General features: G+C 68.7%; 21 protein-coding genes. 8 read left to right on the forward strand and 13 right to left on the reverse strand.

Annotated elements, in window-relative coordinates:
* Positions 1–645: a bifunctional 4-hydroxy-2-oxoglutarate aldolase/2-dehydro-3-deoxy-phosphogluconate aldolase gene (locus BW990_RS11465; RefSeq protein ID WP_076448186.1), complete on the reverse strand. Its 645-nt coding sequence runs from the start codon at positions 643–645 to the stop codon at positions 1–3.
* 65 nt (positions 646–710) lie between these two features.
* Positions 711–2,516: a phosphogluconate dehydratase gene (gene edd, locus BW990_RS11470; protein WP_076448187.1), complete on the reverse strand. Its 1,806-nt coding sequence runs from the start codon at positions 2,514–2,516 to the stop codon at positions 711–713.
* Positions 2,517–2,816: 300 nt separating this feature from the next.
* On the opposite strand from edd, the gene BW990_RS11475 reads away from it, so the two are divergent.
* The 4 genes from BW990_RS11475 to BW990_RS11490 all read left to right on the forward strand — a co-directional run bounded on the left by BW990_RS11475 (position 2,817) and on the right by BW990_RS11490 (position 6,421).
* On the forward strand, positions 2,817–3,479 hold the full coding sequence (locus tag BW990_RS11475; RefSeq protein ID WP_076448188.1) for a DUF6778 family protein: 663 nt from the start codon (positions 2,817–2,819) through the stop codon (positions 3,477–3,479).
* Positions 3,480–3,515: 36 nt separating this feature from the next.
* A complete protein-coding gene (locus BW990_RS11480) occupies positions 3,516–4,712 on the forward strand; it encodes an RSP_2647 family RNA methyltransferase (RefSeq protein WP_076448189.1) in 1,197 nt (398 codons plus the stop codon).
* Positions 4,709–5,263: an RSP_2648 family PIN domain-containing protein gene (locus BW990_RS11485; protein ID WP_076448190.1), complete on the forward strand. Its 555-nt coding sequence runs from the start codon at positions 4,709–4,711 to the stop codon at positions 5,261–5,263. The genes BW990_RS11480 and BW990_RS11485 overlap by 4 nt, the downstream gene beginning before the upstream one ends.
* A 66-nt stretch (positions 5,264–5,329) precedes the next feature.
* A complete protein-coding gene (locus BW990_RS11490) occupies positions 5,330–6,421 on the forward strand; it encodes an ABC transporter ATP-binding protein (protein WP_076448191.1) in 1,092 nt (363 codons plus the stop codon).
* Between the two features lie 193 nt (positions 6,422–6,614).
* Here the strand turns inward: BW990_RS11490 and BW990_RS11495 are convergent, their stop codons facing one another.
* Positions 6,615–7,295, reverse strand: coding sequence for a helix-turn-helix transcriptional regulator (locus BW990_RS11495; RefSeq protein ID WP_076448192.1), 681 nt, complete (start codon positions 7,293–7,295; stop codon positions 6,615–6,617).
* Positions 7,296–7,508: 213 nt separating this feature from the next.
* Here BW990_RS11495 and BW990_RS11500 point away from each other — a divergent pair, with 213 nt between their 5' ends.
* Genes BW990_RS11500 through BW990_RS11515 form a run of 4 tightly spaced genes read left to right on the forward strand, consistent with a single transcriptional unit; the run spans position 7,509 to position 9,949 of the window.
* Positions 7,509–7,733 carry a twin-arginine translocase TatA/TatE family subunit gene (locus BW990_RS11500; RefSeq protein WP_076448338.1) on the forward strand — a complete coding sequence of 75 codons (225 nt, stop codon included), beginning with the start codon at positions 7,509–7,511 and terminating at the stop codon, positions 7,731–7,733.
* 10 nt (positions 7,734–7,743) lie between these two features.
* Positions 7,744–8,211 (forward strand): Sec-independent protein translocase protein TatB, encoded by a 468-nt coding sequence (gene tatB / locus BW990_RS11505; protein WP_076448193.1) that lies wholly within the window; start codon positions 7,744–7,746, stop codon positions 8,209–8,211.
* A complete protein-coding gene (gene tatC / locus BW990_RS11510; RefSeq protein ID WP_076448194.1) occupies positions 8,208–9,107 on the forward strand; it encodes a twin-arginine translocase subunit TatC in 900 nt (299 codons plus the stop codon). The genes tatB and tatC overlap by 4 nt, the downstream gene beginning before the upstream one ends.
* Positions 9,108–9,151: 44 nt before the next feature.
* Complete coding sequence (locus tag BW990_RS11515) at positions 9,152–9,949, forward strand: ATP-binding protein (protein ID WP_076448339.1); 798 nt, start codon at positions 9,152–9,154, stop codon at positions 9,947–9,949.
* A 357-nt stretch (positions 9,950–10,306) separates the two neighbouring features.
* Here the strand turns inward: BW990_RS11515 and BW990_RS11520 are convergent, their stop codons facing one another.
* The 10 genes from BW990_RS11520 to radA all read right to left on the reverse strand — a co-directional run bounded on the left by BW990_RS11520 (position 10,307) and on the right by radA (position 19,705).
* Entirely contained in the window at positions 10,307–11,485 is a 1,179-nt protein-coding gene (locus BW990_RS11520) for a peptidoglycan DD-metalloendopeptidase family protein (protein ID WP_143526169.1), read from the reverse strand.
* Between the two features lie 73 nt (positions 11,486–11,558).
* On the reverse strand, positions 11,559–12,203 hold the full coding sequence (locus BW990_RS11525) for a protein-L-isoaspartate(D-aspartate) O-methyltransferase (protein WP_076448196.1): 645 nt from the start codon (positions 12,201–12,203) through the stop codon (positions 11,559–11,561).
* Entirely contained in the window at positions 12,200–12,985 is a 786-nt protein-coding gene (surE, locus tag BW990_RS11530; protein ID WP_076448197.1) for a 5'/3'-nucleotidase SurE, read from the reverse strand. Before surE ends, BW990_RS11525 begins: the two co-directional genes overlap by 4 nt.
* 364 nt (positions 12,986–13,349) lie before the next feature.
* Positions 13,350–14,006, reverse strand: a complete 657-nt coding sequence (locus tag BW990_RS11535; protein WP_076448340.1) for an SDR family NAD(P)-dependent oxidoreductase — start codon at positions 14,004–14,006, stop codon at positions 13,350–13,352.
* Positions 14,007–14,037: 31 nt separating this feature from the next.
* Positions 14,038–14,316 (reverse strand): hypothetical protein, encoded by a 279-nt coding sequence (locus BW990_RS11540; RefSeq protein WP_076448198.1) that lies wholly within the window; start codon positions 14,314–14,316, stop codon positions 14,038–14,040.
* 108 nt (positions 14,317–14,424) lie between these two features.
* Positions 14,425–14,988: a DUF2199 domain-containing protein gene (locus tag BW990_RS11545; RefSeq protein WP_076448199.1), complete on the reverse strand. Its 564-nt coding sequence runs from the start codon at positions 14,986–14,988 to the stop codon at positions 14,425–14,427.
* Entirely contained in the window at positions 14,985–16,445 is a 1,461-nt protein-coding gene (gene purF / locus BW990_RS11550) for an amidophosphoribosyltransferase (RefSeq protein WP_076448200.1), read from the reverse strand. The genes BW990_RS11545 and purF overlap by 4 nt, the downstream gene beginning before the upstream one ends.
* Positions 16,446–16,495: 50 nt before the next feature.
* Positions 16,496–17,347 carry a Hint domain-containing protein gene (locus BW990_RS11555; protein ID WP_076448201.1) on the reverse strand — a complete coding sequence of 284 codons (852 nt, stop codon included), beginning with the start codon at positions 17,345–17,347 and terminating at the stop codon, positions 16,496–16,498.
* 387 nt (positions 17,348–17,734) lie between these two features.
* Positions 17,735–18,298: a CvpA family protein gene (locus tag BW990_RS11560; RefSeq protein ID WP_076448202.1), complete on the reverse strand. Its 564-nt coding sequence runs from the start codon at positions 18,296–18,298 to the stop codon at positions 17,735–17,737.
* Between the two features lie 36 nt (positions 18,299–18,334).
* Entirely contained in the window at positions 18,335–19,705 is a 1,371-nt protein-coding gene (radA, locus tag BW990_RS11565) for a DNA repair protein RadA (RefSeq protein WP_076448203.1), read from the reverse strand.
* Positions 19,706–19,786: the final 81 nt, after the last annotated feature.

A 19,786-nucleotide genomic window follows, 5' to 3' on the forward strand; every position in this document is an offset into this window, starting at 1 on the left:
TCAGCGTGCCAGCGCCGCCGCCTCGCGCGCCAGCGCCGTGATCCCGTCCCAGTCGCCCGCCTCCATCTTGTCCTTGGGTGCGACCCAGGAGCCGCCCACGCAGAGCGTGTTGGAGAGGCCCAGGTAATCCGGCGCATTGGCCAGAGACACGCCGCCCGTCGGGCAGAAGCGCACCTGTGGCAGCGGCGCGCCGATGGCCTTCAGCGCCTTGGCGCCGCCATTGGCCTCGGCGGGGAAGAATTTCTGTACGCTGTAGCCGCGTTCGAGCAGCCGCATGACCTCGGAGGAGGTGGCGGCGCCGGGCAGAAGCGGCAGGTCGGCGGCCTCGCAGGCCGACAGGATGGTGTCGGTGGCACCGGGCGAGACGCCGAATTTCGCGCCCGCCGCGACCGCCTTTTCCACATCCGCGGGTGTCAGCAGCGTGCCCGCGCCGACGACCCCGCCCTCGACCTTGGCCATCTCGGCGATGGCGTCGAGCGCGCAGGGCGTCCGCAGCGTCACTTCGAGGACCGGCAGGCCGCCCGCGACCAGCGCCTCGGCGAGGGGCCGCGCATGGGCCAGATCGTCGATGACGAGCACCGGGATCACCGGTGCCATGCGGCAGAGTTTTTCGGAGGCTTGGCTGGCGTCTTGGGGGCTGATCATGGTGCTGTCCGGTCTTGCTGGCGTCGTTATGCGTATGTGGAAAGAGGCAAGCGCAGAGGCGGGGTTCAGACCACCACCGCCGCGCCGTCGGAGGCGAGGCCCACGTTCTGGCGGAAGGCCTCGAACAGCTCGCGTCCGACGCCGTGGCCGTTATCGGCGAGGTCGGCTTCGACCGGCGTGCGGCTGTCGAAATCCTCCGCGAGGCAGCTGATCTCGCCCTTGACTGCGTCGACGCGGATCACGTCGCCGTCGCGCACCTTGGCCAGCGGCCCGCCCTTGGCGGCCTCGGGCGCGAGGTGGATGCAGGAGGGCACCTTGCCCGACGCCCCGGACATGCGCCCGTCGGTGACGAGCGCCACCTTGATCCCGCGATCCTGCAGCACGGCGAGGGTCGGGGTCAGCGAATGCAGCTCGGGCATGCCGTTGGCCGAGGGCCCCTGGAAACGCACCACGACCACCGTGTCCTCGGTGAACTCGCCCGCCTTGAAGGCGACCTTCACCGCCTCCTGGTCCTGGAAGACGCGGGCCTTGGCCTCGATCACGTGGCGTTCGGGGGCCACGGCAGAGGTCTTCATCATGCCGCGGCCAAGATTGCCCGCCAGCTGCTGCAGCCCGCCGGTCTTCTGGAACGGGTCGTCCGCGGGACGCAGGATCTTGTCGTTCTGGGTGATGCCCGCGCCCGCCTCGTAGACCACGCGGCCCTCTTTCAGCTTGGGCTCTTGCGTGTAGAGCGACAGCCCGTCGCCGGCGGCGGTCTTGACGTCCTCGTGCAGGAGGCCGTGCTTCAGAAGCTCGCCGATCATGTAAGAAAGCCCGCCCGCAGCGTGGAAATGGTTCACGTCCGCAAGGCCGTTCGGATAGACCTTGGCCATCAGCGGCACGGCGTTCGAGATCTCGTCGAAATCCTCGAGCGTAAGCTCGATCCCCGAGGCGCGCGCCATCGCCGGCAGGTGCAGGACGAGGTTGGTGGAGCCGCCCGTGGCCATCAGCCCGACGATGCCGTTCACGAAGGCCTTGGCGTCGAGGATGTCGCAGACCGGCCGGTAATCGTTGCCGAGCGCGGTGATCTCGGCCACCCGTTCGGTGCCCGCCACGGTCAGCGCCTCGCGCAGCGGCGTGTTCGGGTTGACGAAGGAGGCGCCGGGCAGGTGCAGGCCCATGAACTCCATCAGCATCTGGTTCGAATTCGCGGTGCCGTAGAAGGTGCAGGTGCCCGGCCCGTGATAGGAGGCCATCTCGGCCTCCATCAGCTTGTCGCGGCCCACTTCGCCCGCGGCGAATTGCTGGCGCACGCGGGCCTTTTCGTCATTGGGCAGGCCGCTCGTCATCGGGCCTGCGGGCATGAAGAGGCCGGGGATGTAGCCGAAGGTGCCCGCGGCGATCACGAGGCCCGGCACGATCTTGTCGCAGACGCCGAGATAGAGCGCCGCGTCGAAAGTGTTGTGCGACAGGGCCACGCCCGCGGCGAGTGCGATCACGTCGCGCGAAAAGAGCGACAGTTCCATGCCGACCTGGCCCTGGGTGACCCCGTCGCACATGGCCGGCACGCCGCCCGCCACCTGCGCCGTGGCGCCGACCTCGCGCGCCGCGGCGCGGATGATGTCGGGAAATTTCTCGAAGGGCTGATGCGCCGAGAGCATGTCGTTATAGGCCGTCACGATCCCGATGTTGGGCGCGCGGTGGCCCGCCAGCGCGTCCTTGTCGGCACCCATCGCGGCATAGGCATGGGCCTGGTTGCCGCAGGACAGATGCGCCCGGCGCGGGCCTTCCTCGGCGGCGCGGCGCATGCGGTCGAGATAGGTGGCGCGGCGGCTCTCCGAGCGTTCTTCGATCCGCTCGGTGACTTTGGCGATGGTGGGGTTCAAGGTCATGATCGGGACCTCCTTCTCGCTGAGAGGGGACGGCGTTCAGGGCGGATCTACATCGGTTAGCGCTAACGGTAAAGGCCCAAACGCTCACGGTAAAGTGCCCGAAATGTCGCGAAAGACCGGTTTTTCGCAAAGCGCTCCGCGTCGGATCGCGGCGCGCGGGACAGGCCGCGCGGGCCCCGCCGGGGGGCCGCCACCGATCAAGATGAACGGAAATTAACGTTAACGCGCCGCAATCCAGCCCGATTCGGCGCGCAGAACCGGCGGGGAAGAGAACCGTTCTACCGGAATGGGAGAATTGACATGACCATCCTCAAGCGCTTCGTGGCGATCGCGGCCCTGCTCGGGCTCACGGCCTGCAGCGGCATGGAAACCGCCTCGCGGAATGCCACCGGCCTCGGCGTGCAGAACGGCCCCGACGCCGCGCTCACCGTCACGCCGGAGCGGCTCGCGCCGGTCACGCTCGTGGGCTACGAGATCGAGGTGCCGCAAAGCCTCAAGGTCTCCGAGGCCAATGCCTATATCCCGCGCGGCGACATCGTCTGGCGCGGCGAGCCCCGCGGCGACCGTTACGGCCAGGTCAAGGCGATCTTCGACGACAGCCTGCGCGCCAGCGCCACCCAACTGACCGAGGGCGTGCCGGTCAACGTCAAGATCGTCGTGCGCCGCTTCCACGCGTTGACCGAAAAGGCCCGCTACACCACCGGCGGCGTGCATAACATCGTCTTCGACGTGGCGATCTTCCACGCCGTCTCGGGCGAGCTGCTGCGCCCGGTCAAGACGGTCCGCGCCGATCTCAAGGCCTATGGCGGGGCCGCCGCCATCGCCGCCGACGCGGCCGGGCAGACCCAGCGCGTGCGCATCACCGGGCATCTCGCGCAGACCTTCCTCGAGGAGCTGACCGCGCCCGCGGGTCATCAGAATGCGCAGCTCGGCGTCATTCAGGCGATGAACTACGCGCGCTGACTTCCCCCCGCGCACCGGACTGGATAAGAGGGCGCCATGACAGCGCCCTCTTATCCCGTGATCCGCCTGAAACCCAAAGCCAATGCCCGCGCTCTGCGGCGCGGCTTTCCTTGGGTCTTCGCCAATGAGCTCGTGCTCGACCGCCGCACCAAGGCGCTGGAGCCCGGCACCCTTGCCGTGCTCGAGGATCACGACCGCAAACCCCTGGGCGTGGTCGGCGTCACGCCCGGCTCCAAGATCGCCGCGCGGATGCTCGACCGCGACACGGAGGCGGTCATCGACGCGGGCTGGCTTTCCGCCCGGCTGGAACGCGCGCTGGCCCTGCGCACCCGGCTCTTCGAGGCTCCCTATTACCGGCTGGTGCACGCGGAAGCGGACGGTCTGCCGGGCGTCATCATCGACCGTTTCGGCGACATCGCCGTGATCCAGCCCAATGCCGCCTGGGCGGATACGGCGCTCGACGCGCTATGCGAGGCGCTGGTGCAGGTCACCGGCGTCACCACGATCCTGAAGAATTCCGGCGGGCGCGGGCGCCAACTCGAGGGGCTGGACGATGCCGATGCGGTCCTCGCGGGCAGCGCGCCCGACGCGCCTTTGCCGGTCGCGATGAACGGCGCCACCTACATGGCCGATCTGACCGGCGGTCAGAAGACCGGTCTCTTCTACGACCAGCGCCCGAACCAGGCCTTTGCGCAGCGCCTCGCGCGGGACGCGCGCGTGCTCGATGTCTTCTCCCATGTGGGCGGTTTCGCCCTTGCGGCACTGGCCGGCGGCGCGGCAAGCGCCCTGGCGGTGGACGGATCGGCGCCCGCTTTGGCGCTGGCCGAACAGGGCGCCGCGGCGATGGGGGCAGGGGACCGCTTCGCCACCCGGCAGGGCGATGCCTTCGACACGCTGACCGCGATGGGCGAGGAGGATGCGCGCTTCGATCTGGTGATCTGCGATCCGCCCGCTTTCGCGCCCGCCAAGCCGGCGCTCGAACCCGGTCTGCGCGCCTATGAGCGCATCGCGCGGCTGTCCGCACCGCTGGTGGCCGAGGGCGGCTATCTCGTGCTGTGTTCCTGCTCCCATGCGGCCGATCTGTCGTCGTTCCAGGGCGCCTGCCTGCGCGGCATCGGCCGGGCGGGGCGGCGCGCGCAGCTGATCCATACGGGCGGGGCGGGGCCGGACCATCCGCTACTGCCGCAACTGGCCGAGTCGGGCTATCTCAAAGCGCTGTTCTTCCGCCTGTGAAGGTGCTGATCGACACCTGCGTGCTTTACCCCACGGTGATGCGCGCGGTGGTGCTCGGCGTGGCGCGCAGCGGCGCGTTCGAACCGCTCTGGTCGGCGCGCATCCTCGAGGAATGGGCCCGCGCCGCGCGCAAGCTCGGCCCCGGCGGCGAGGCGCAGGCCCGCGCCGAGATCGCCGCGCTGCGGGCCGACTGGCCGGGGGCCGAGGTCACCTGGCCGCCCTCGCTCGAGGCGCGGCTCTGGCTGCCGGATCGCAATGACACCCATGTGCTGGCCGCCGCGATCGCGGGCTCGGCCGAGGTGATCCTGACCCTCAACGCCGCCGACTTCCCGCGCGGCACGCTGGCCGAGGAAGGGCTGTCGCGCGCCGATCCCGATGCCTTCCTTCTGGGCCAGTACCACGCCGCCCCCGGCGCCGTGGCGGCGGTCTGCGATGCGGTGCTGGCCGAGGCGCGGCGCCTGTCGGGGGCCGAGTGGCAGCTGCGCCCGCTGCTCAAGAAGGCCAAATTGCCGCGCCTTGCCAAAGCGCTGGAGGCGGGCAGGCAGACTTGATCCCGCGCGCTGCGGCTGTTAGCTGCCAGTGCCTGACGATTTTCATCGGTTTTTGGAGCGTACCGCGTGGCAGCCCCGCATCCCCGGCTTGAAATCCAGCACCTCACCCGCCGGTTCGAGGGCAAGACGGTCGTCGACGATGTGTCGCTGTCGATCCAGCCGGGCCATGTCACCTGCCTTCTCGGGCCGTCGGGCTGCGGAAAATCCACGACGCTGCGGATGATCGCGGGTGTCGACATGCAGGATTCCGGCAACATCTATGTCGATGGCAACCTCGTCTGCGACACGGTGTTCCGCATTCCGCCCGAACGCCGCTCCATCGGGCTCATGTTCCAGGATTTCGCGCTGTTCCCGCACCTGACGGTGGAGCGGAACGTGGCCTTCGGCCTCAACGGCACCCGGTCCGAGAATCGCGCCCGGGTGGAGCAGCTTCTGGACCGCGTGGGCCTTCTGCATTTCATCGACGCCTATCCGCACGAGCTTTCGGGCGGCGAGCAGCAGCGCGTGGCGCTGGCGCGCGCGCTGGCCCCGAAGCCGCGGGTGATGCTGATGGACGAGCCCTTCTCGGGCCTCGACAACCGGCTGCGCGACGGCATCCGCGACGAGACGCTGGCGCTTCTGAAAGAGGAAGGCACCTCGGTCCTGCTCGTCACCCACGAACCCGAGGAAGCGATGCGCATGGCCGACGAGATCGCGCTGATGCGCGAGGGCCGCATCGTCCAGCGCGGCGCGCCCTACAACATCTACAACGCCCCCGCCGACAAGGCCGCGGTGGCGTTCTTCTCGGATATCAATGTCATCACCGGCACGGTGCAGGGCGCGCTGACCGAGACCCCCTTCGGCCAGTTCCTCGCCCCCGGCGTGCCCGACGGCGCGCGGGTCGATATCGTGTTCCGCCCGCAGCACGTCTCGATCGACTTCGACCGGCAGGGCCGCGGCCCGAACCCCACCGCGATCCAGGGCACGCCCGCGCGCGGGGTGGTGGAACGGGCGCGCTTCATGGGCTCCGAAAGCCTCGTGGAGTTCCGCATGGACCATGACGGTCAGGTGCTGCGCGCCACCGTCCCGAACGTCTTCCTGCCCAAGATCGGCACGCCCATGTGGCTCTCGGTGCGGCGGGATCGCTGCTTTGTCTTTCCGGCACAGGACATGGACTGACTTTCAGCCCCAAAAAACCACTGTTTCGCTGAAACTCCGCCACCGCGAAATGCGTGAATTCTGAGGCGTCATCCGGGGGGATGGCCCGCCAGCGGGCGGTTTACGAGTCTCGTTGTAAAGGTGCCCCCCCGGGTGGCGCACCGGCCTTGCCGTGCGTGCCCCGGCCGGATGCCGGGCGCCGGACGCCGGGCGATCAGCCGGTCTGCTCCCGCTCCTGCGCCGCGCGGTAATCTTCCAGCCGCTTGCCGGGCTCGTCGACGAAGAGGCCGGGCAGGGGCCGCAGGGCGCGCACCCGGTCGATGCGGAAACTGGCGAAATCGCCCGCCCGCTCGTCCCAAACCACCGCCGTCCAGATCCGGCCCCAGTAATCCAGATGCAGCGGCCGCACGTCCCGCGGCGTGCTCTCCTCGGCCAGCTCGATGCGCAGCTTCTGGCGGGCACGGATCGCCGCGCGGAAGGCCGGCATGTGGCGGAAACCCTGCGCCGCCTCGGCGAAGGGATAGGTGGCGAAGCCGAAGCGCTTTGCGGCCATGCCGGTATCTTCGGGCAGAACCGCCTCGATCTTTTGCGAAAGCGCCTCCGCAGCCGCCGACACCCGGTCCATATTCGCGGCCCCCACCGCCGCGAGGCCCAGATGCAGCGCCTCGAGTTCGTCTTCGGTCAGGTTCAGCGGCGGCAGGGTCGTCATCGCCCGCGCGGTGAAGCCGCGCCCGCGCTCGCCCTCGATGGGCACGCCCGAGGCCGCGAGCGTGTCCATGTCCCGGTAGATCGTCCTGAGCGAGACACCCAGCATCCGCGCGAGGTCCTCGGCGCGGTGCAGGCGGCCATCCTTGAGGCGGGTCATCAGGGCATAAAGCCGGTCGGCGCGGCGCATGGGCGATTCTCTGGTGCTGGCAGGTGGATTTGTCACGAAACTGGCAACTGACAGGATAGTGGCAAGAAATGCGACATGACCAGCCCCCTCGGCCCTGATTTCGCGCTGCAGGACGCTTTCGCGGGCGGCCCGAACGCGCTATTGCAGCCGCAGGAGTACATGCGCAGCGGGCGCGCCGTCCCATCGGCGGGCCTGCCTCACGGGAGACGGATCATGCTCAACAATATCGGCCTTCCGGGCCTTCTTCTCATCGCGGTCGTGGTGCTCGTCCTGTTCGGACGCGGCAAGATCTCCAGCCTCATGGGCGAGGTCGGCAAGGGCATCACCGCCTTCAAGAAAGGCGTGAAGGATGGCAGCGAAGAGCAACTCGAGGACGAGGACGGCAAGTCGCAGACCGCACGCGACGTGACGCCCGAGACCGAAAAAGACAAGGTCTGAGGCCGCCCCCATGTTCGATCTGGGCTGGACCGAGCTTCTGGTCATCGGGATCGTCGCGTTGATCGTGGTCGGCCCGAAAGACCTGCCGATGCTGTTCCGCAACATCGGCCGCTTCGTCGGCAAGGCGAAGGGCATGGCGCGCGAGTTTTCCCGCGCCATGAACGAGGCGGCGGACGAATCGGGCATGAAGGACGTCCAGAAGACCTTCAAGGCGGCGTCCAACCCGCTCAATTCCGCGATGGACGGTGTGAAATCGGCGGCGCGGGACATGACCAACCTCAACCTCGACGACGACAAGCCCGCCAAGAAGGCCGATATCGGCAAGCCCAGCCCGGAACGGGCCGCGGCAGCCAAGAAGATCGAGGCCGCGACCGCCCGCAAGGCCGCCGAACGCAAGGCCCGCGAGGCCGAGGAGGCCATGAAGGCCGCCGATGCGCTCGAGGCGAAACTCGGCGGCGATGACGGAGACAAGGCGTGAGCGTCAAGGACGAGATCGAAGACAGCGCCGCCCCGCTGATCGAACATCTGGCCGAGCTGCGCACGCGGCTCATCCATTGCGTCGTCTATTTCCTCGTGGGCATGATCATCTGCTTCACCGTGGCTACGCCGATCTTCAACTTCCTGACCAATCCGCTCTGCCAGGTGCTCTCGGCGCGCGGGCAGGATTGCGACCTGATCTTCATCTCGCCGCAGGAAGGCTTCTTCGTGGCGATCAAGGTGTCGCTCCTGGGCGGCTTCATGCTGGCCTTTCCGTTCATCGCCAACCAGATGTGGCGCTTCGTGGCGCCGGGGCTCTACAAGTCCGAGAAGGGCGCGTTCCTGCCCTTCCTGATCGCCTCGCCCTTCATGTTCTTCCTGGGCGCGTCTTTTGCCTTCTATGTCGTGACGCCGCTGGCCTACGACTTCTTCCTCGGCTTCCAGCAATTCGGCGCGGATGGCGAGGCGGTGGTCGGCGAAGAGGTCCGCCAGGGTCTGTCGGTGGTCTTCCAGGGCTCCGCGCAGGAATATCTGAACCTCACCATCAAGTTCATCGTGGCCTTCGGGCTCTGCTTCCAGCTGCCGGTTTTGCTGACGCTGATGGGCAAGGCCGGGCTCGTCTCGGCCAAGGGCCTGGGCGATGTGCGCAAATACGCCGTGGTGGGCATCCTCGTGCTGGCGGCCCTCGTGACCCCGCCCGATGTCATCACCCAGGTGATCCTCTTCGTCGTGGTCTACGGCCTTTACGAAGTCTCGATCTTCCTCGTCCGCCGCGTCGAGAAGAAGCGCATCGCCGAGCTGAAGGCGCAGGGCGTCTGGTTCGAGGATGACGAGGACGAGGACCCGCTGATGTCCGAGTTCGACGAGGACGAGGGCCAAGGCAAGGACCGCAAGTGAGCGACCCGGCACTTCTGACCCGCATCGCCGAGGCGCTGGAGCGAATGGCGCCCGCCGCCCTCGATGCGCCCGACCTCGCGGGCGCGGATGCCTTCGTCTGGCACACCGCACCGGACCGGCTGGAGCCGGTGCCGGTGGTCAGCCGGATCGACCTGTCGCTCCTCGTGGGCATCGACCGCACCCGCGACACGCTGCTGCAGAATACCCGCCAATTCGCCGCCGGCCACGCCGCCAACAACGCGCTTCTTTGGGGCGCGCGGGGCATGGGCAAATCCTCGGTGGTGAAGGCGGTGCATGCGGCCATCGTCGCCGAGGGCCATCCGCTCAAGATCGTGGAGCTGCAGCGCGAAGATCTGCCCTCGGTCTCGCGGCTTCTGAACATCCTGCGCGCCGCACCCTTCCGGTTCCTGCTCTTTTGCGACGACCTGTCGTTTTCCCATGACGACCAGCATTACAAGTCGCTGAAGGCCGTGCTCGATGGCGGCATCGAGGGACGCCCGGAGAACGTGCTGTTCTACGCCACCTCGAACCGCCGCCACCTGATGCCGCGCGACATGATCGAGAACGAGCGTTCCTCCTCGATCAGCCCCTCCGAGGCGGTGGAGGAAAAGGTGTCGCTGTCCGACCGCTTCGGGCTGTGGCTGGGCTTCCACCCCTGTTCGCAGGACGAATACCTCGCGATGATCGACGGCTATTGCGCGGCGTATGGTCTTTCCGTCGATCCCGAACGCCTGCGCGCCGAGGCGATCGAATGGCAGGCCACCCGCGGCGCCCGGTCGGGCCGCGTCGCCTGGCAGTTCTTCACCGATCTCGCGGGGCGTCAGGGCATACGCGTGACCTGAGGATTTGCGCCCAGGCTACGCCTGGTCGCCCCGCGCGCGGCTGCGCCGCGCGGGCCCCTGCGGGGGCATGCTGGATGCCCCTGCGGGGCATGCGAGACGCCCCTGCGGGGCGATAGCGGCTACGCCGCTTTTTTCAGCTTTCGTGGCCGCACGCGGCTTTTGCGGACGTCTTCGGTGCCTGCCTGCCGATCATCTGCCCAGAGGCGCTTGAGCCGGCATTCTGCCTCTCAAGACGCCTGCCCGAGACTATCCCGATCCGGTCCGCCTCAAGGCCGGGCCGCGCGTGCCGCGCGGTGCCTGCGGCAGCCTTGACCCGGCCCGGATCGGGCGGGGGCGCTTCTCGGTGCGGCAGGCGCCCTAGTTCAGGTAGAGGTTCGGGTCCACCGCGTCGAAGCCGTCGCGCACCTCGAAATGCATCCGCGCCGGATCGCCCGCGCGCACCTTGGCGATGGTCTGCCCGCGGCTGACCGCGTCCCCCTTCGACACCGAGATGCCGTCGATATGGGTGTAGACGGTCAGGATGTTGTCCGGATGCTTGATGACGAGGATCGGGATGCCGTCGGTATTGGTGGTGATCGCCGCCACCGTGCCGCTGGCCGCCGCGGCGACCGGCGTGCCCGCCGGGGCCGCGATGTCGATGCCGTCATTGGTGCCCGGCGCGTATTCGCGGATGATCGTGCCCGCGACCGGCATGCGGAAGGCGCCGCCCGAAGAGGCGGGCTCCGAGACGGGGCCGACATCGGGCGCGGGTGTGGCCGGGGCCGCGGCGCTCGCATTGCCCGAAGCGGGCGGCAGCGCCGTGCCGTCGCTGACCGGCGCGGGGGGCAGCGGCTCGGCGGCCGAGGGCGGCGTCGGCGTCGGCGATCCGGCGCCGGGCGCGGAGACCGCCGCGCTGCGGGTGCCCCCGCCGGTGCCCGTGGCCACCGGGATCAGCAGATACTGCCCTTCGCGCACGGAATAATTCTGGTCGAGCCCGTTCCAGTCGGCCAAGGCGCGCGGCGTCACGTTGTAGAGTCGCGCGATGGAATAGGCGGTCTCGCCCCGGCTGACCTGGTGGCGCACCGGCTCGACGCCGCCGGGGGCGGGGGCCACGGTGCCCGCGGGCACCGGGGTCGCGGGCGCGCTGTTAATGGCGCTCGAGGCCAGCGCGCTGATATCCACCGCGCCCGTCGCGGCGGAGGGCTCGCTGACCCGGCGGGGCAGGGCCACGATCTCGCCCTCGCGCAGCACGTCGTTCCCCTCGATGCCGTTGTAGCGCGCCAGCTCGCCCACCGGCAGGCCGACCCGGGCCGCGACATCGCCCAGCGTGTCGCCCCGGCGCGCCACCGCCACCTGGTAGGCCGGGTAGGAGATCACGCCGCGCGCATCGGCGGCGGGCCGGTCGCCCACCGCGTTCAGCGCGGCATCCGAGGTATTCGCATCGGTCGGACGCAGGTCGAAATCCATCGGCCCCTCGCAGGCCCCCAGTGCCAGCACCAGAAGTCCCGCCTGGCCCGCCCGCCATGCCGCGCGGTATCGCGTGTCTGTCTTGGCCATCATGCTCTTCCTCAAGTCGCGGCCCCTTGTGCCGGGGCGTTTGGTCGTGATCTGCCGCTCTGCCGGGCGCGGCTCAACTGTCCCGCCCGAGCCCTTCGACCAGCGGGACGAACCGCACCGGACGCAATTCGCGGTAATCGAAGCCGCTCTCGCTTCGGCTCACGCGGATCAGACTCTGGACGGCATCGGACTGGCCGACCGGCAGCACCATGATACCGCCGATCTTCAACTGGGCCAATAGGGGGCCCGGCGGGTCCTCGGCGGCGGCGGTCACGATGATGCGGTCGAAGGGCGCCTGGTCGGGCAGGCCGTGGCTGCCATCGGCGGTGAAGGCGGTGATGTTGGTGAGACCCAGCGCATCGAAGACCTCGCGCGCCTCGCGCACCAGCCGCTTGTGCCGGTCGACGGTGTAGACGCGGCGCGCAAGCTGGCTCAGCACCGCGGCCTGGTAGCCCGAGCCGGTCCCCACCTCGAGCACCTTGTCGCGTGCGCTCACATCCAGCGCCTGGGTCATCAGCCCCACCACCGAGGGCTGCGAGATGGTCTGCCCGCAGGCGATGGGCAGCGGCATGTCCTCATAAGCGCGGTCGGTGAAGTAATGCCGGATGAACGGGCCCCGGTCGATCGCCTCCATCGCCGAGAGCACGCGCTTGTCCGTCACGCCCCGCGAGCGGAGCGCGAAGAGGAACTGCATCTTGCGTTCCGCCTCGTCGGTCATGAAAGCAGGTCTGCCAGCTTGTCCAGATCGTCATGCGCGGTCAGGTCCGCGCGCATCGGCGTGACCGAGATGAACCCCTTGAGGTTCACATCCGCATCCGAGCCCTTCGCCGTCGCGCGCCGCTGATCGCCGCCCTTGATCCAGAGAAAACGCCGCCCCGCGGGCGAAAGCTGCGGTTCGACCGAAAAACCGGTGGCGGGCCGCTTGCCTTGCGGCGCGGCGGTGATCCCGGCCACGGCGGCGGCGGGCACGGGCGGGAAGTTGACGTTGTAGAACAGCCGGTAGGGGTGATCGGCGCCCTGCACCCGCTCCAGCAGCCGGCGGACCACGTCGGCGCCATGCACCCGCGCGGCCTCGAACATGTCGGGCGCGTTCCAGTTCTCGGGGCCGAGATATTGCGACATGGCAATCGCCGGCAGGTCCTGCAGCGCGGCCTCCATCGCCGCACCGATCGTGCCGGAATACAGCACGTTCTCGGCGGAATTGTTGCCCCGGTTCACGCCTGAAAGCACCAGATCGGGGGGATGATCGGACATCACGTCATGGATGGCGGCCAGCACGCAATCGGCGGGGCTGCCCTCGGCGGCGAAGGTGCGCGCGCCCAGTTCGGACACCATGAAGGGGCTGGAATAGGAAATGGTGTGGCCCACGCCCGATTGCTCGAAGGCCGGTGCGACGGTCCAGACCTCGCCCGCATCGCCCGCGATCTCGGTCGCGATCTCCTTCAGAACCGCGAGGCCCGGCGCATTGATGCCGTCGTCGTTGGTGATGAGAATGCGCATGATCCCGCCTGTTTGTCGCTTTCCCCGTTCCTAGGGAAGGCGCGGGGCTTGGGCAAGGACGCTTTGGCGCGCGGCTGCCCGGGCGGCCCGCATCGGTGGCCCGCGTCGGATTGCGTTTTTCGGGAAAGGTGAACTTGGGGGGCTTGCGCCCGGAGGCCCGTGGGACGGCGCGGGCGGCCGGATGCGCGGGGCGCCCATGGCGAACAAGTCGCGCATCGCGCGCGGCGCGCGGGCGTTGCCGGTTGGCAAGGTGGTGGTCGGCGGTCGGGGCGTGTGAGGCGATGTGCCGCCGCCCCATGCGTCATCTTTCCGGGAAAACGCAAATCCCGAGGCCGCCAAGCCCTGCGCCTCGGGGGCGGCGCGATCAGGCGTCGCGGCTGCGCAGGATCTCGGGCAGGAGCGCCGCGGCGGCGTCCTGCGGGCTCGGCAGCGAGTCCTTCTCCTCGCCGGGGAAGAACCGACCGCGGGTCGCGCTGCGGAAGGGCGCGGGCGTCAGCACCCGCACATCGGGGCCCGTCTTCTCGGTCTCGGCGGCCCAGGACCGCGCCAGCGCGATCTGCGCCGCCTTGGTCGCGCCGTAGAGGCCGAAGAATTTCTGCCCGCCGCGCGGGTCGTCGAAGAACACCGCTTTGCCCTCGGGCCCGATCAGCGCCGAGATGAAGGGGATGAGATGGCCCATCGCGGTGACGTTCACGCCGACCGATTTGGACCAGTCCTTAGCGACGACGTGATCGGCGGGCGTCAGCGGCCCGGCATGGACGGCGCTGTGCACCCAAAGCGCCGCGCCGCCCCAGCGGTCATGCACCGAGCGGCAGAGATGCGCCATCGCGTCGCGATCGGTGATGTCCATCGGCGCCAGCGTCGCCTCGCCGCCGCGGGCCTTGATCCGGTCGTCCAGATCCTCGAGCCCGCCCACGGTGCGAGCCACCGCCACGACGTGATGCGTGTCGGACAAAAGCTCCGCCAATGCGAAGCCCAGACCCCGGGACGCCCCGGTCACCAATGCGGCAGGTTTGCTCATGGCGTGCATGTCGCCCGGCGCGCGGGCCTTGTCAACCGCGCCCGTCCTCGCTGCCCGGGATGGCGATCCAGGTGGTCCGGCCATCCGCCGAGGCGAGTGCCAGGCGGGCCGCGTCGATCGCCGCGACGGTGCGGTTGCCGACCTGCGTGCCGGGCGCGACCTTGGCGACCTCACCCGAGGGCAGGCGCAAAAGCGCGGTCGGCGCGGCCTCGGTGCCCATCACGCCCAGGAGCGCGATTTCGGACAGGTCGATATCTGCGTGGCGCGTCGCCTTCTCGGCGACGTTTTTCGGGGTCTCGGGATTGGACATGATGCCTCTGGTGTGGTGTTGCGCGGCATCTATGGGGCGCGCGCGACCGCCACAAGCGGCGCGATTGTGCATGTGCAGAAAGTCGCCGAGAGTGCTACGGGGAAGGGGCTATCCGCGCCCGGTGAGATGCGGGCGGATGTCCTCGCCGATCTCGGCATAGATGTCGAGCACCGCGTCGAAGGACAGCCCCTCGGCCAGCGCATCGGCGGCGGGGCCGGGCGCGGGCAGGAAGGTGGGCCGCGCCTCGGCGGCGCCGTGCCGCAGATGGCCCACCTCGATCTCGCCCAAGGGGCCGGGCAGGATGTTGGCCAGCACCGCCGCCATGTCGGCCGGGGCGCTGATGCCCGCCTCGATCCGCTCAAGCGTGGCGTAGAAATCCCCCGGCGCGACCTCGGCCCAGGGCGCGAGATGCACCGCGTCCCCGGCACCGCGCACCGGCACCGCCAGGTGCGCCCGAAGAAAACGCCGCGCGCCCAACCGGCACAACTCGGAGGACAGCCGGTCCTCGCCCGCCGCGATCACCGCGCCCGGTTCGGGCAGGGCATGCGGCCAGTCCCCGGGCGCGTCATAGCCGATATCGATCAGCCCGCCGAAGCTGCGCCCGCAGCACGGGCAGGCGTAATCGGGATCGTTCAGCCGCTGCCAGCGGGCATCGAGCTGCAGCAGGTTCACTCGGCCGCCGTCTTGAGCTGGAAGCCCTTCTCGATCTGGTCCGACGGCTCCACCGGGTATTCGCCCGAGAAGCAGGCATCGCAATATTGCGGGCTGGCCGCGTCGCGCCCCTTGGCCTCGCCCACCGCGCGGTAAAGCCCGTCGAGCGAGATGAAGCGCAGACTGTCCACCTGCAGATGCTCGCGCATTTCGTCCTCGGACATGGTCGCCGCCAGCAGCTTTTCGCGCTGGGGCGTGTCGACGCCGTAGAAACAGGGCCAGGCCGTGGGCGGGCTCGCGATGCGGAAATGCACCTCCGCCGCGCCCGCATCGAGGATCATCTCCTTGATCTTGCGGCTGGTGGTGCCGCGCACGACCGAATCGTCGACGAGGATCACGCGCTTGCCCTCGATTAGCGCGCGGTTGACGTTCAGCTTGAGGCGCACGCCCATGTTGCGGATCTGCTCGGTGGGCTCGATGAAGGTGCGGCCCATATACTGGTTGCGCACGATGCCCATGCCGTAGGGGATGCCCGATTGATGCGCGAAGCCGATGGCCGCGGGCGTGCCGCTGTCAGGCACCGGGCAGACGAGATCCGCGTCGACCGGCGCTTCTTTCGCCAGCTCCACGCCGATCTGGCGGCGCGTCTCGTAGACCGACCGGCTGCCGATGATCGAATCGGGGCGGCTGAAATAGACATGCTCGAAGATGCAGAAGCGCGGGCGCTGCGGGCGGAAGGGACGGTGGCTCTGTACGCCGTCCTTCTCGTTGATGACCACCATTTCGCCGGGCTCGATCTCACGCACGTATTCCGCGCCGATGATGTCGAGCGCGCAGGTCTCGGACGCGAGCGCCCAGGCATCGCCCACCCGGCCCAGGACCAGCGGACGCACGCCCAGGGGGTCGCGCACGCCGATCAGCTTCGTGCGGGTCATGGCGACGACCGAAAAGGCGCCCTCGACCCGCCGCAGCGCGTCTTCCATCCGGCTGGGGATGTCGCGCTGCAGCGAGCGGGCCATCAGGTGGATGATGCATTCGCTGTCCGAGGAGGACTGGAAGATCGAGCCGCGCTCGATCAGCTCGCGCCGCAGCGCATCGGCATTGGTGATGTTGCCGTTATGGGCGATGGCCGCGCCACCCATGGAGAACTCGCCGAAAAAGGGCTGCACGTCGCGGATCTGCGTCGGCCCCTTGGAGCCGGAGGTCGAATAGCGCACATGCCCGATGGCGAGGCTGCCGGGCAGGGTCTGCATCAGCGATTGCGAGGTGAAGTTGTCGCGCACGTAGCCGAAGCGGCGCGCGGAGTTGAAGCCCTGGGAGGGCTCGTAGCTGACGATGCCGCCCGCTTCCTGCCCGCGATGTTGCAGCGCGTGCAGGCCGAGGGCGACGAAATTGGCGGCATCCGCCGATCCGATCAGGCCGAAGACGCCGCATTCCTCGCGGAGCTTGTCGTCGTCGAACGGATGGGCGGGCGGCATGTGGGCGTCGGACAAGGGGCAGCGCTCCGATTCCAGTGCGGATTTCTGCTCTATCTAGTCCTTGCATGCCGCACTGTCACGGACCGATCACAAAGATGGGGATTGCAAATGCGCAATGGACGCGATTCGCCGCAATGGCAGGGCGCGGGCCGTTTCGTCGGACAAGCCGCCGCAAGCGCGTGAAGCCCGTGCCGGCGCAGCAGGCGGCGAAGATTGGCGGGCTTCATCAGGGGTCGCGCCGGCGTCATCGCGGAAATCGCACTTGGTGCGCAGCCCTGCCACTCGAGCCGGGTGTCGTCCACAAGGCCGCCTTGCGTGACCAGTGCGCTTTCGAGGCCGAGCCCCGCGACGGGCAGCACCTCGTGGCCGTCCAGCAGGAGGTGCCAATATTCCACCCCGACCGGCGGGCAGACGGGGGCGATGGCGTCGGCATGGGCCAGCGCGTGCACGGGGCCCATAACCTCCTGCCCGGCAAAACGCGACGGGTCCTCGGCGGGCACCCGGATCAGCACCCGGTGCTGACGCGACAGCGTGACATCGCAGGCGGGCAGGTTCGCTCCGAAAGCGCCCGCGCGGATACGGAAGGGCCGCAATCCGGCATGCAGACGCAACGCGGCGGGCGCGACGCGGCGCGACCCGATCGCGCGCAACGTGCCTTGCCGCCCGTCGATGAAAACGAGCCGGTCGCCCGGGCGCAGCGTCTCGATCCGCAGCGGCCCCTCGGGCGTTTCGATCATTGTGCCACGCAGGAAACAGACCACGCCTGCGTTGGAGATGCTGGAATACGTGGTGGAATTCGGGTTCGAAATCGAGGTGACCGTATAGGTCGTGTTGAGCGCCGGGGCCGGGTCGTCGAAAATGTAGTAGGAATTGCCGGTCGAGGCGATGAAGACCCGGTACATCACGAAACTGTCCGTGCCGTCGCTGAGCGTAATCGCCTCGCGCGGCTGGACCTGTCCGCTGTCGACCTGGTTGCCGAACTCGTCATAGACCGTGGCGATTTGGTCGCCATCCTCGTCGTCGCGGTCGTCGGTGCCGTCCTGCAGACTGGAATCGCCGTCCGAGATCTGGATCAGGTAGTCCGACGGTTCGGTGAACGTGATCGTCTCGCCGGTGGACGGTGTTCCGGCCGGGCCATGTGAAATCCGTCGTCGGATAGCCTGCGTAATCGTAAATTGCCATGACGCCTCGAACGATCCCAGTCGCGAGACAGGGATGCCCGAAAGGTCTGAAGATTTATTGACCGGCGTTTGACCGTTTCAAGGCACCGTGCGGTGAATCGCCCGTGTTCAGGCGTCGTTCGCGTCGCAGACGCCCACCAGCTCTTCGTATTGCCGGGTGACCCAGCCCAGGGCCTGGTCGGGATTGCGCGCCTCGATCTCGTCGGTGAAGCGCGAGAAGACCGCCGCCGCGCGGCTGTCATCGACCATCGGCACGTCCTGCGCGGTGATCACCGTCTCGTAGACGAAGAAGGCGATCGCCACGAGCAGGATGCCGCGCGCCACCCCGAAGAGAAACCCGAGCCCCTGGTCGAGCCCACCGAGGGCCGAGCGCTGCACGAGGCTCGAAAAGAGCGGCGTGAAGAACGACACCACGATCAGCGCCAGCGCGAAGACGCCCGCGAAGGCCGCGATGATCGACAATTCGCAGCTGTCCGACAGGAATTCGCCGATCACCGGCAATTCCTTGACCAGCGGCTGTACCTGGGCCGCGAAGATGAACGCGAGGAAGGCCGCGGCAACCCAGCCCGCGATGGCCATCGCCTCGCGGACGAGCCCGCGCGAATAGGCCAGGAGCGCCGACAGCACGATGATCACCGCCACCACGGCGTCGATTGCGGTAAAGCCTTCCATTGCCTGCCTCTTTCCTCAGCCTCAAAGCGGGCGGGCTCAGCCCGCTCCGAATACCTCGCCCACAAAGCTTGCCAGATCGTTCATGCGGGTCAGGCGCAGGCCGGACGCATCGACGGTCTTGCCTCCCTCGGGCGCAATCGCCGCGGAGAAACCAAGTTTCCGCGCTTCTTTCAACCTGTTTTCGGTCTGGCTGACCGGACGAAGGGCTCCTGATAGGCTGATTTCTCCGAAAACGACAGTCTCGGGGGGCAGAGCCGCGTCCTCCCGCGCGGAAAGTAGCGCAGCCGCCACAGCCAGATCCGCGGCCGGTTCGGTGACCTTCATGCCGCCCGCCACGTTCAGATAGACGTCGAGCCCGGTAAAGGGGATTCCGCAGCGCGCCTCCAGCACCGCCAGGATCATCGACAGCCGGCCGCCATCCCAGCCCACGGTCTGCCGCCGCGGCTGGGCATGCGGCGTGGGGGCGACCAGCGCCTGGAACTCGCAAAGCACCGGCCGCGTGCCTTCTATGCCTGAGAAAACCACCGAGCCGGGGCTCGGCGTGCCGCGCTCGGACAGGAACAGCGCCGAGGGGTTGGTGACCTCGGCGAGCCCCGCCCCGGTCATCTCGAAGACGCCGATCTCGTCGGCGGGACCGAAGCGGTTCTTCACCGCGCGCAGGATGCGGAACTGGTGGCCGCGCTCGCCCTCGAAATAGAGCACCGTGTCGACCATGTGCTCCACCACCCGCGGCCCGGCGATCTGGCCGTCCTTGGTGACGTGGCCCACCATCACGATGGCGGTATTCCGCCGCTTGGCGAAACTGGTCAGCTCATGCGCCGCCGCGCGCACCTGCGCCACCGATCCCGGCGCCGAGGCGACGTGATCGGCCCACATGGTCTGCACCGAATCGATGATCGCGAAATCCGGGCGCTCGGCTTCGAGCGTCGTCAGGATGTCGCGCAGGTTGGTCTCCGCGCCAAGCGCCACGGTCGCGTCGCCAAGCCCCAGCCGCTGCGCGCGCATGCGGATCTGCGCCGAGGCTTCCTCGCCCGAGATATAGACGACCTTCAGGCCCCGGCTCGCAAAGGCCGCGGCGGCCTGCAACAGCAGCGTGGACTTGCCGATGCCCGGATCGCCGCCCACGAGGATGGCCGAGGCCGGGACGAGCCCGCCGCCCAGCACCCGGTCCAGCTCCGACAGGCCGCAGGCGGTGCGCGGCGGCGGCGCTTCTCGGGCCGACAGATCGCTCAGCGGCACGGTCCGCCCGCGCTCCGACCCCAGCGTCTTGGCCGCGGGCCCCGTCGATAGCGGCACGTCCTCCTGGATGGCGTTCCAGGCGCCGCATGCCTCGCAGCGCCCCGACCATTTGGAGGTGGTGTTGCCGCATTCGGCACAGACGAAGGTGGGTTTACCGGGACGGGCCATGCCCGATCTTGTGGCCCATAAGGCGGCCTGCCGCAAGATGCAGGGGAAACGGGCGGGCCCGGAAATGCGCAGGGGCCGCGA

It is taken from the genome of Roseivivax lentus (assembly GCF_900156805.1).
Lineage (GTDB): Bacteria > Pseudomonadota > Alphaproteobacteria > Rhodobacterales > Rhodobacteraceae > Roseivivax > Roseivivax lentus.

Bases quoted from the DNA above. Each gene is read 5' to 3' on its own strand.
- BW990_RS11465 (WP_076448186.1), bottom strand. From the start codon at position 645: ATGATCAGCCCCCAAGACGCCAGCCAAGCCTCCGAAAAACTCTGCCGC.
- edd (WP_076448187.1), bottom strand. From the start codon at position 2,516: ATGACCTTGAACCCCACCATCGCCAAAGTCACCGAGCGGATCGAAGAA.
- BW990_RS11475 (WP_076448188.1), top strand. From the start codon at position 2,817: ATGACCATCCTCAAGCGCTTCGTGGCGATCGCGGCCCTGCTCGGGCTC.
- BW990_RS11480 (WP_076448189.1), top strand. From the start codon at position 3,516: ATGACAGCGCCCTCTTATCCCGTGATCCGCCTGAAACCCAAAGCCAAT.
- BW990_RS11495 (WP_076448192.1), bottom strand. From the start codon at position 7,295: ATGCGCCGCGCCGACCGGCTTTATGCCCTGATGACCCGCCTCAAGGAT.
- BW990_RS11500 (WP_076448338.1), top strand. From the start codon at position 7,509: ATGCTCAACAATATCGGCCTTCCGGGCCTTCTTCTCATCGCGGTCGTG.
- tatB (WP_076448193.1), top strand. From the start codon at position 7,744: ATGTTCGATCTGGGCTGGACCGAGCTTCTGGTCATCGGGATCGTCGCG.
- BW990_RS11515 (WP_076448339.1), top strand. From the start codon at position 9,152: ATGGCGCCCGCCGCCCTCGATGCGCCCGACCTCGCGGGCGCGGATGCC.
- BW990_RS11520 (WP_143526169.1), bottom strand. From the start codon at position 11,485: ATGGCCAAGACAGACACGCGATACCGCGCGGCATGGCGGGCGGGCCAG.
- BW990_RS11525 (WP_076448196.1), bottom strand. From the start codon at position 12,203: ATGACCGACGAGGCGGAACGCAAGATGCAGTTCCTCTTCGCGCTCCGC.
- surE (WP_076448197.1), bottom strand. From the start codon at position 12,985: ATGCGCATTCTCATCACCAACGACGACGGCATCAATGCGCCGGGCCTC.
- BW990_RS11535 (WP_076448340.1), bottom strand. From the start codon at position 14,006: ATGAGCAAACCTGCCGCATTGGTGACCGGGGCGTCCCGGGGTCTGGGC.
- BW990_RS11540 (WP_076448198.1), bottom strand. From the start codon at position 14,316: ATGTCCAATCCCGAGACCCCGAAAAACGTCGCCGAGAAGGCGACGCGC.
- purF (WP_076448200.1), bottom strand. From the start codon at position 16,445: ATGCCGCCCGCCCATCCGTTCGACGACGACAAGCTCCGCGAGGAATGC.
- BW990_RS11555 (WP_076448201.1), bottom strand. From the start codon at position 17,347: ATGTACCGGGTCTTCATCGCCTCGACCGGCAATTCCTACTACATTTTC.
- BW990_RS11560 (WP_076448202.1), bottom strand. From the start codon at position 18,298: ATGGAAGGCTTTACCGCAATCGACGCCGTGGTGGCGGTGATCATCGTG.
- radA (WP_076448203.1), bottom strand. From the start codon at position 19,705: ATGGCCCGTCCCGGTAAACCCACCTTCGTCTGTGCCGAATGCGGCAAC.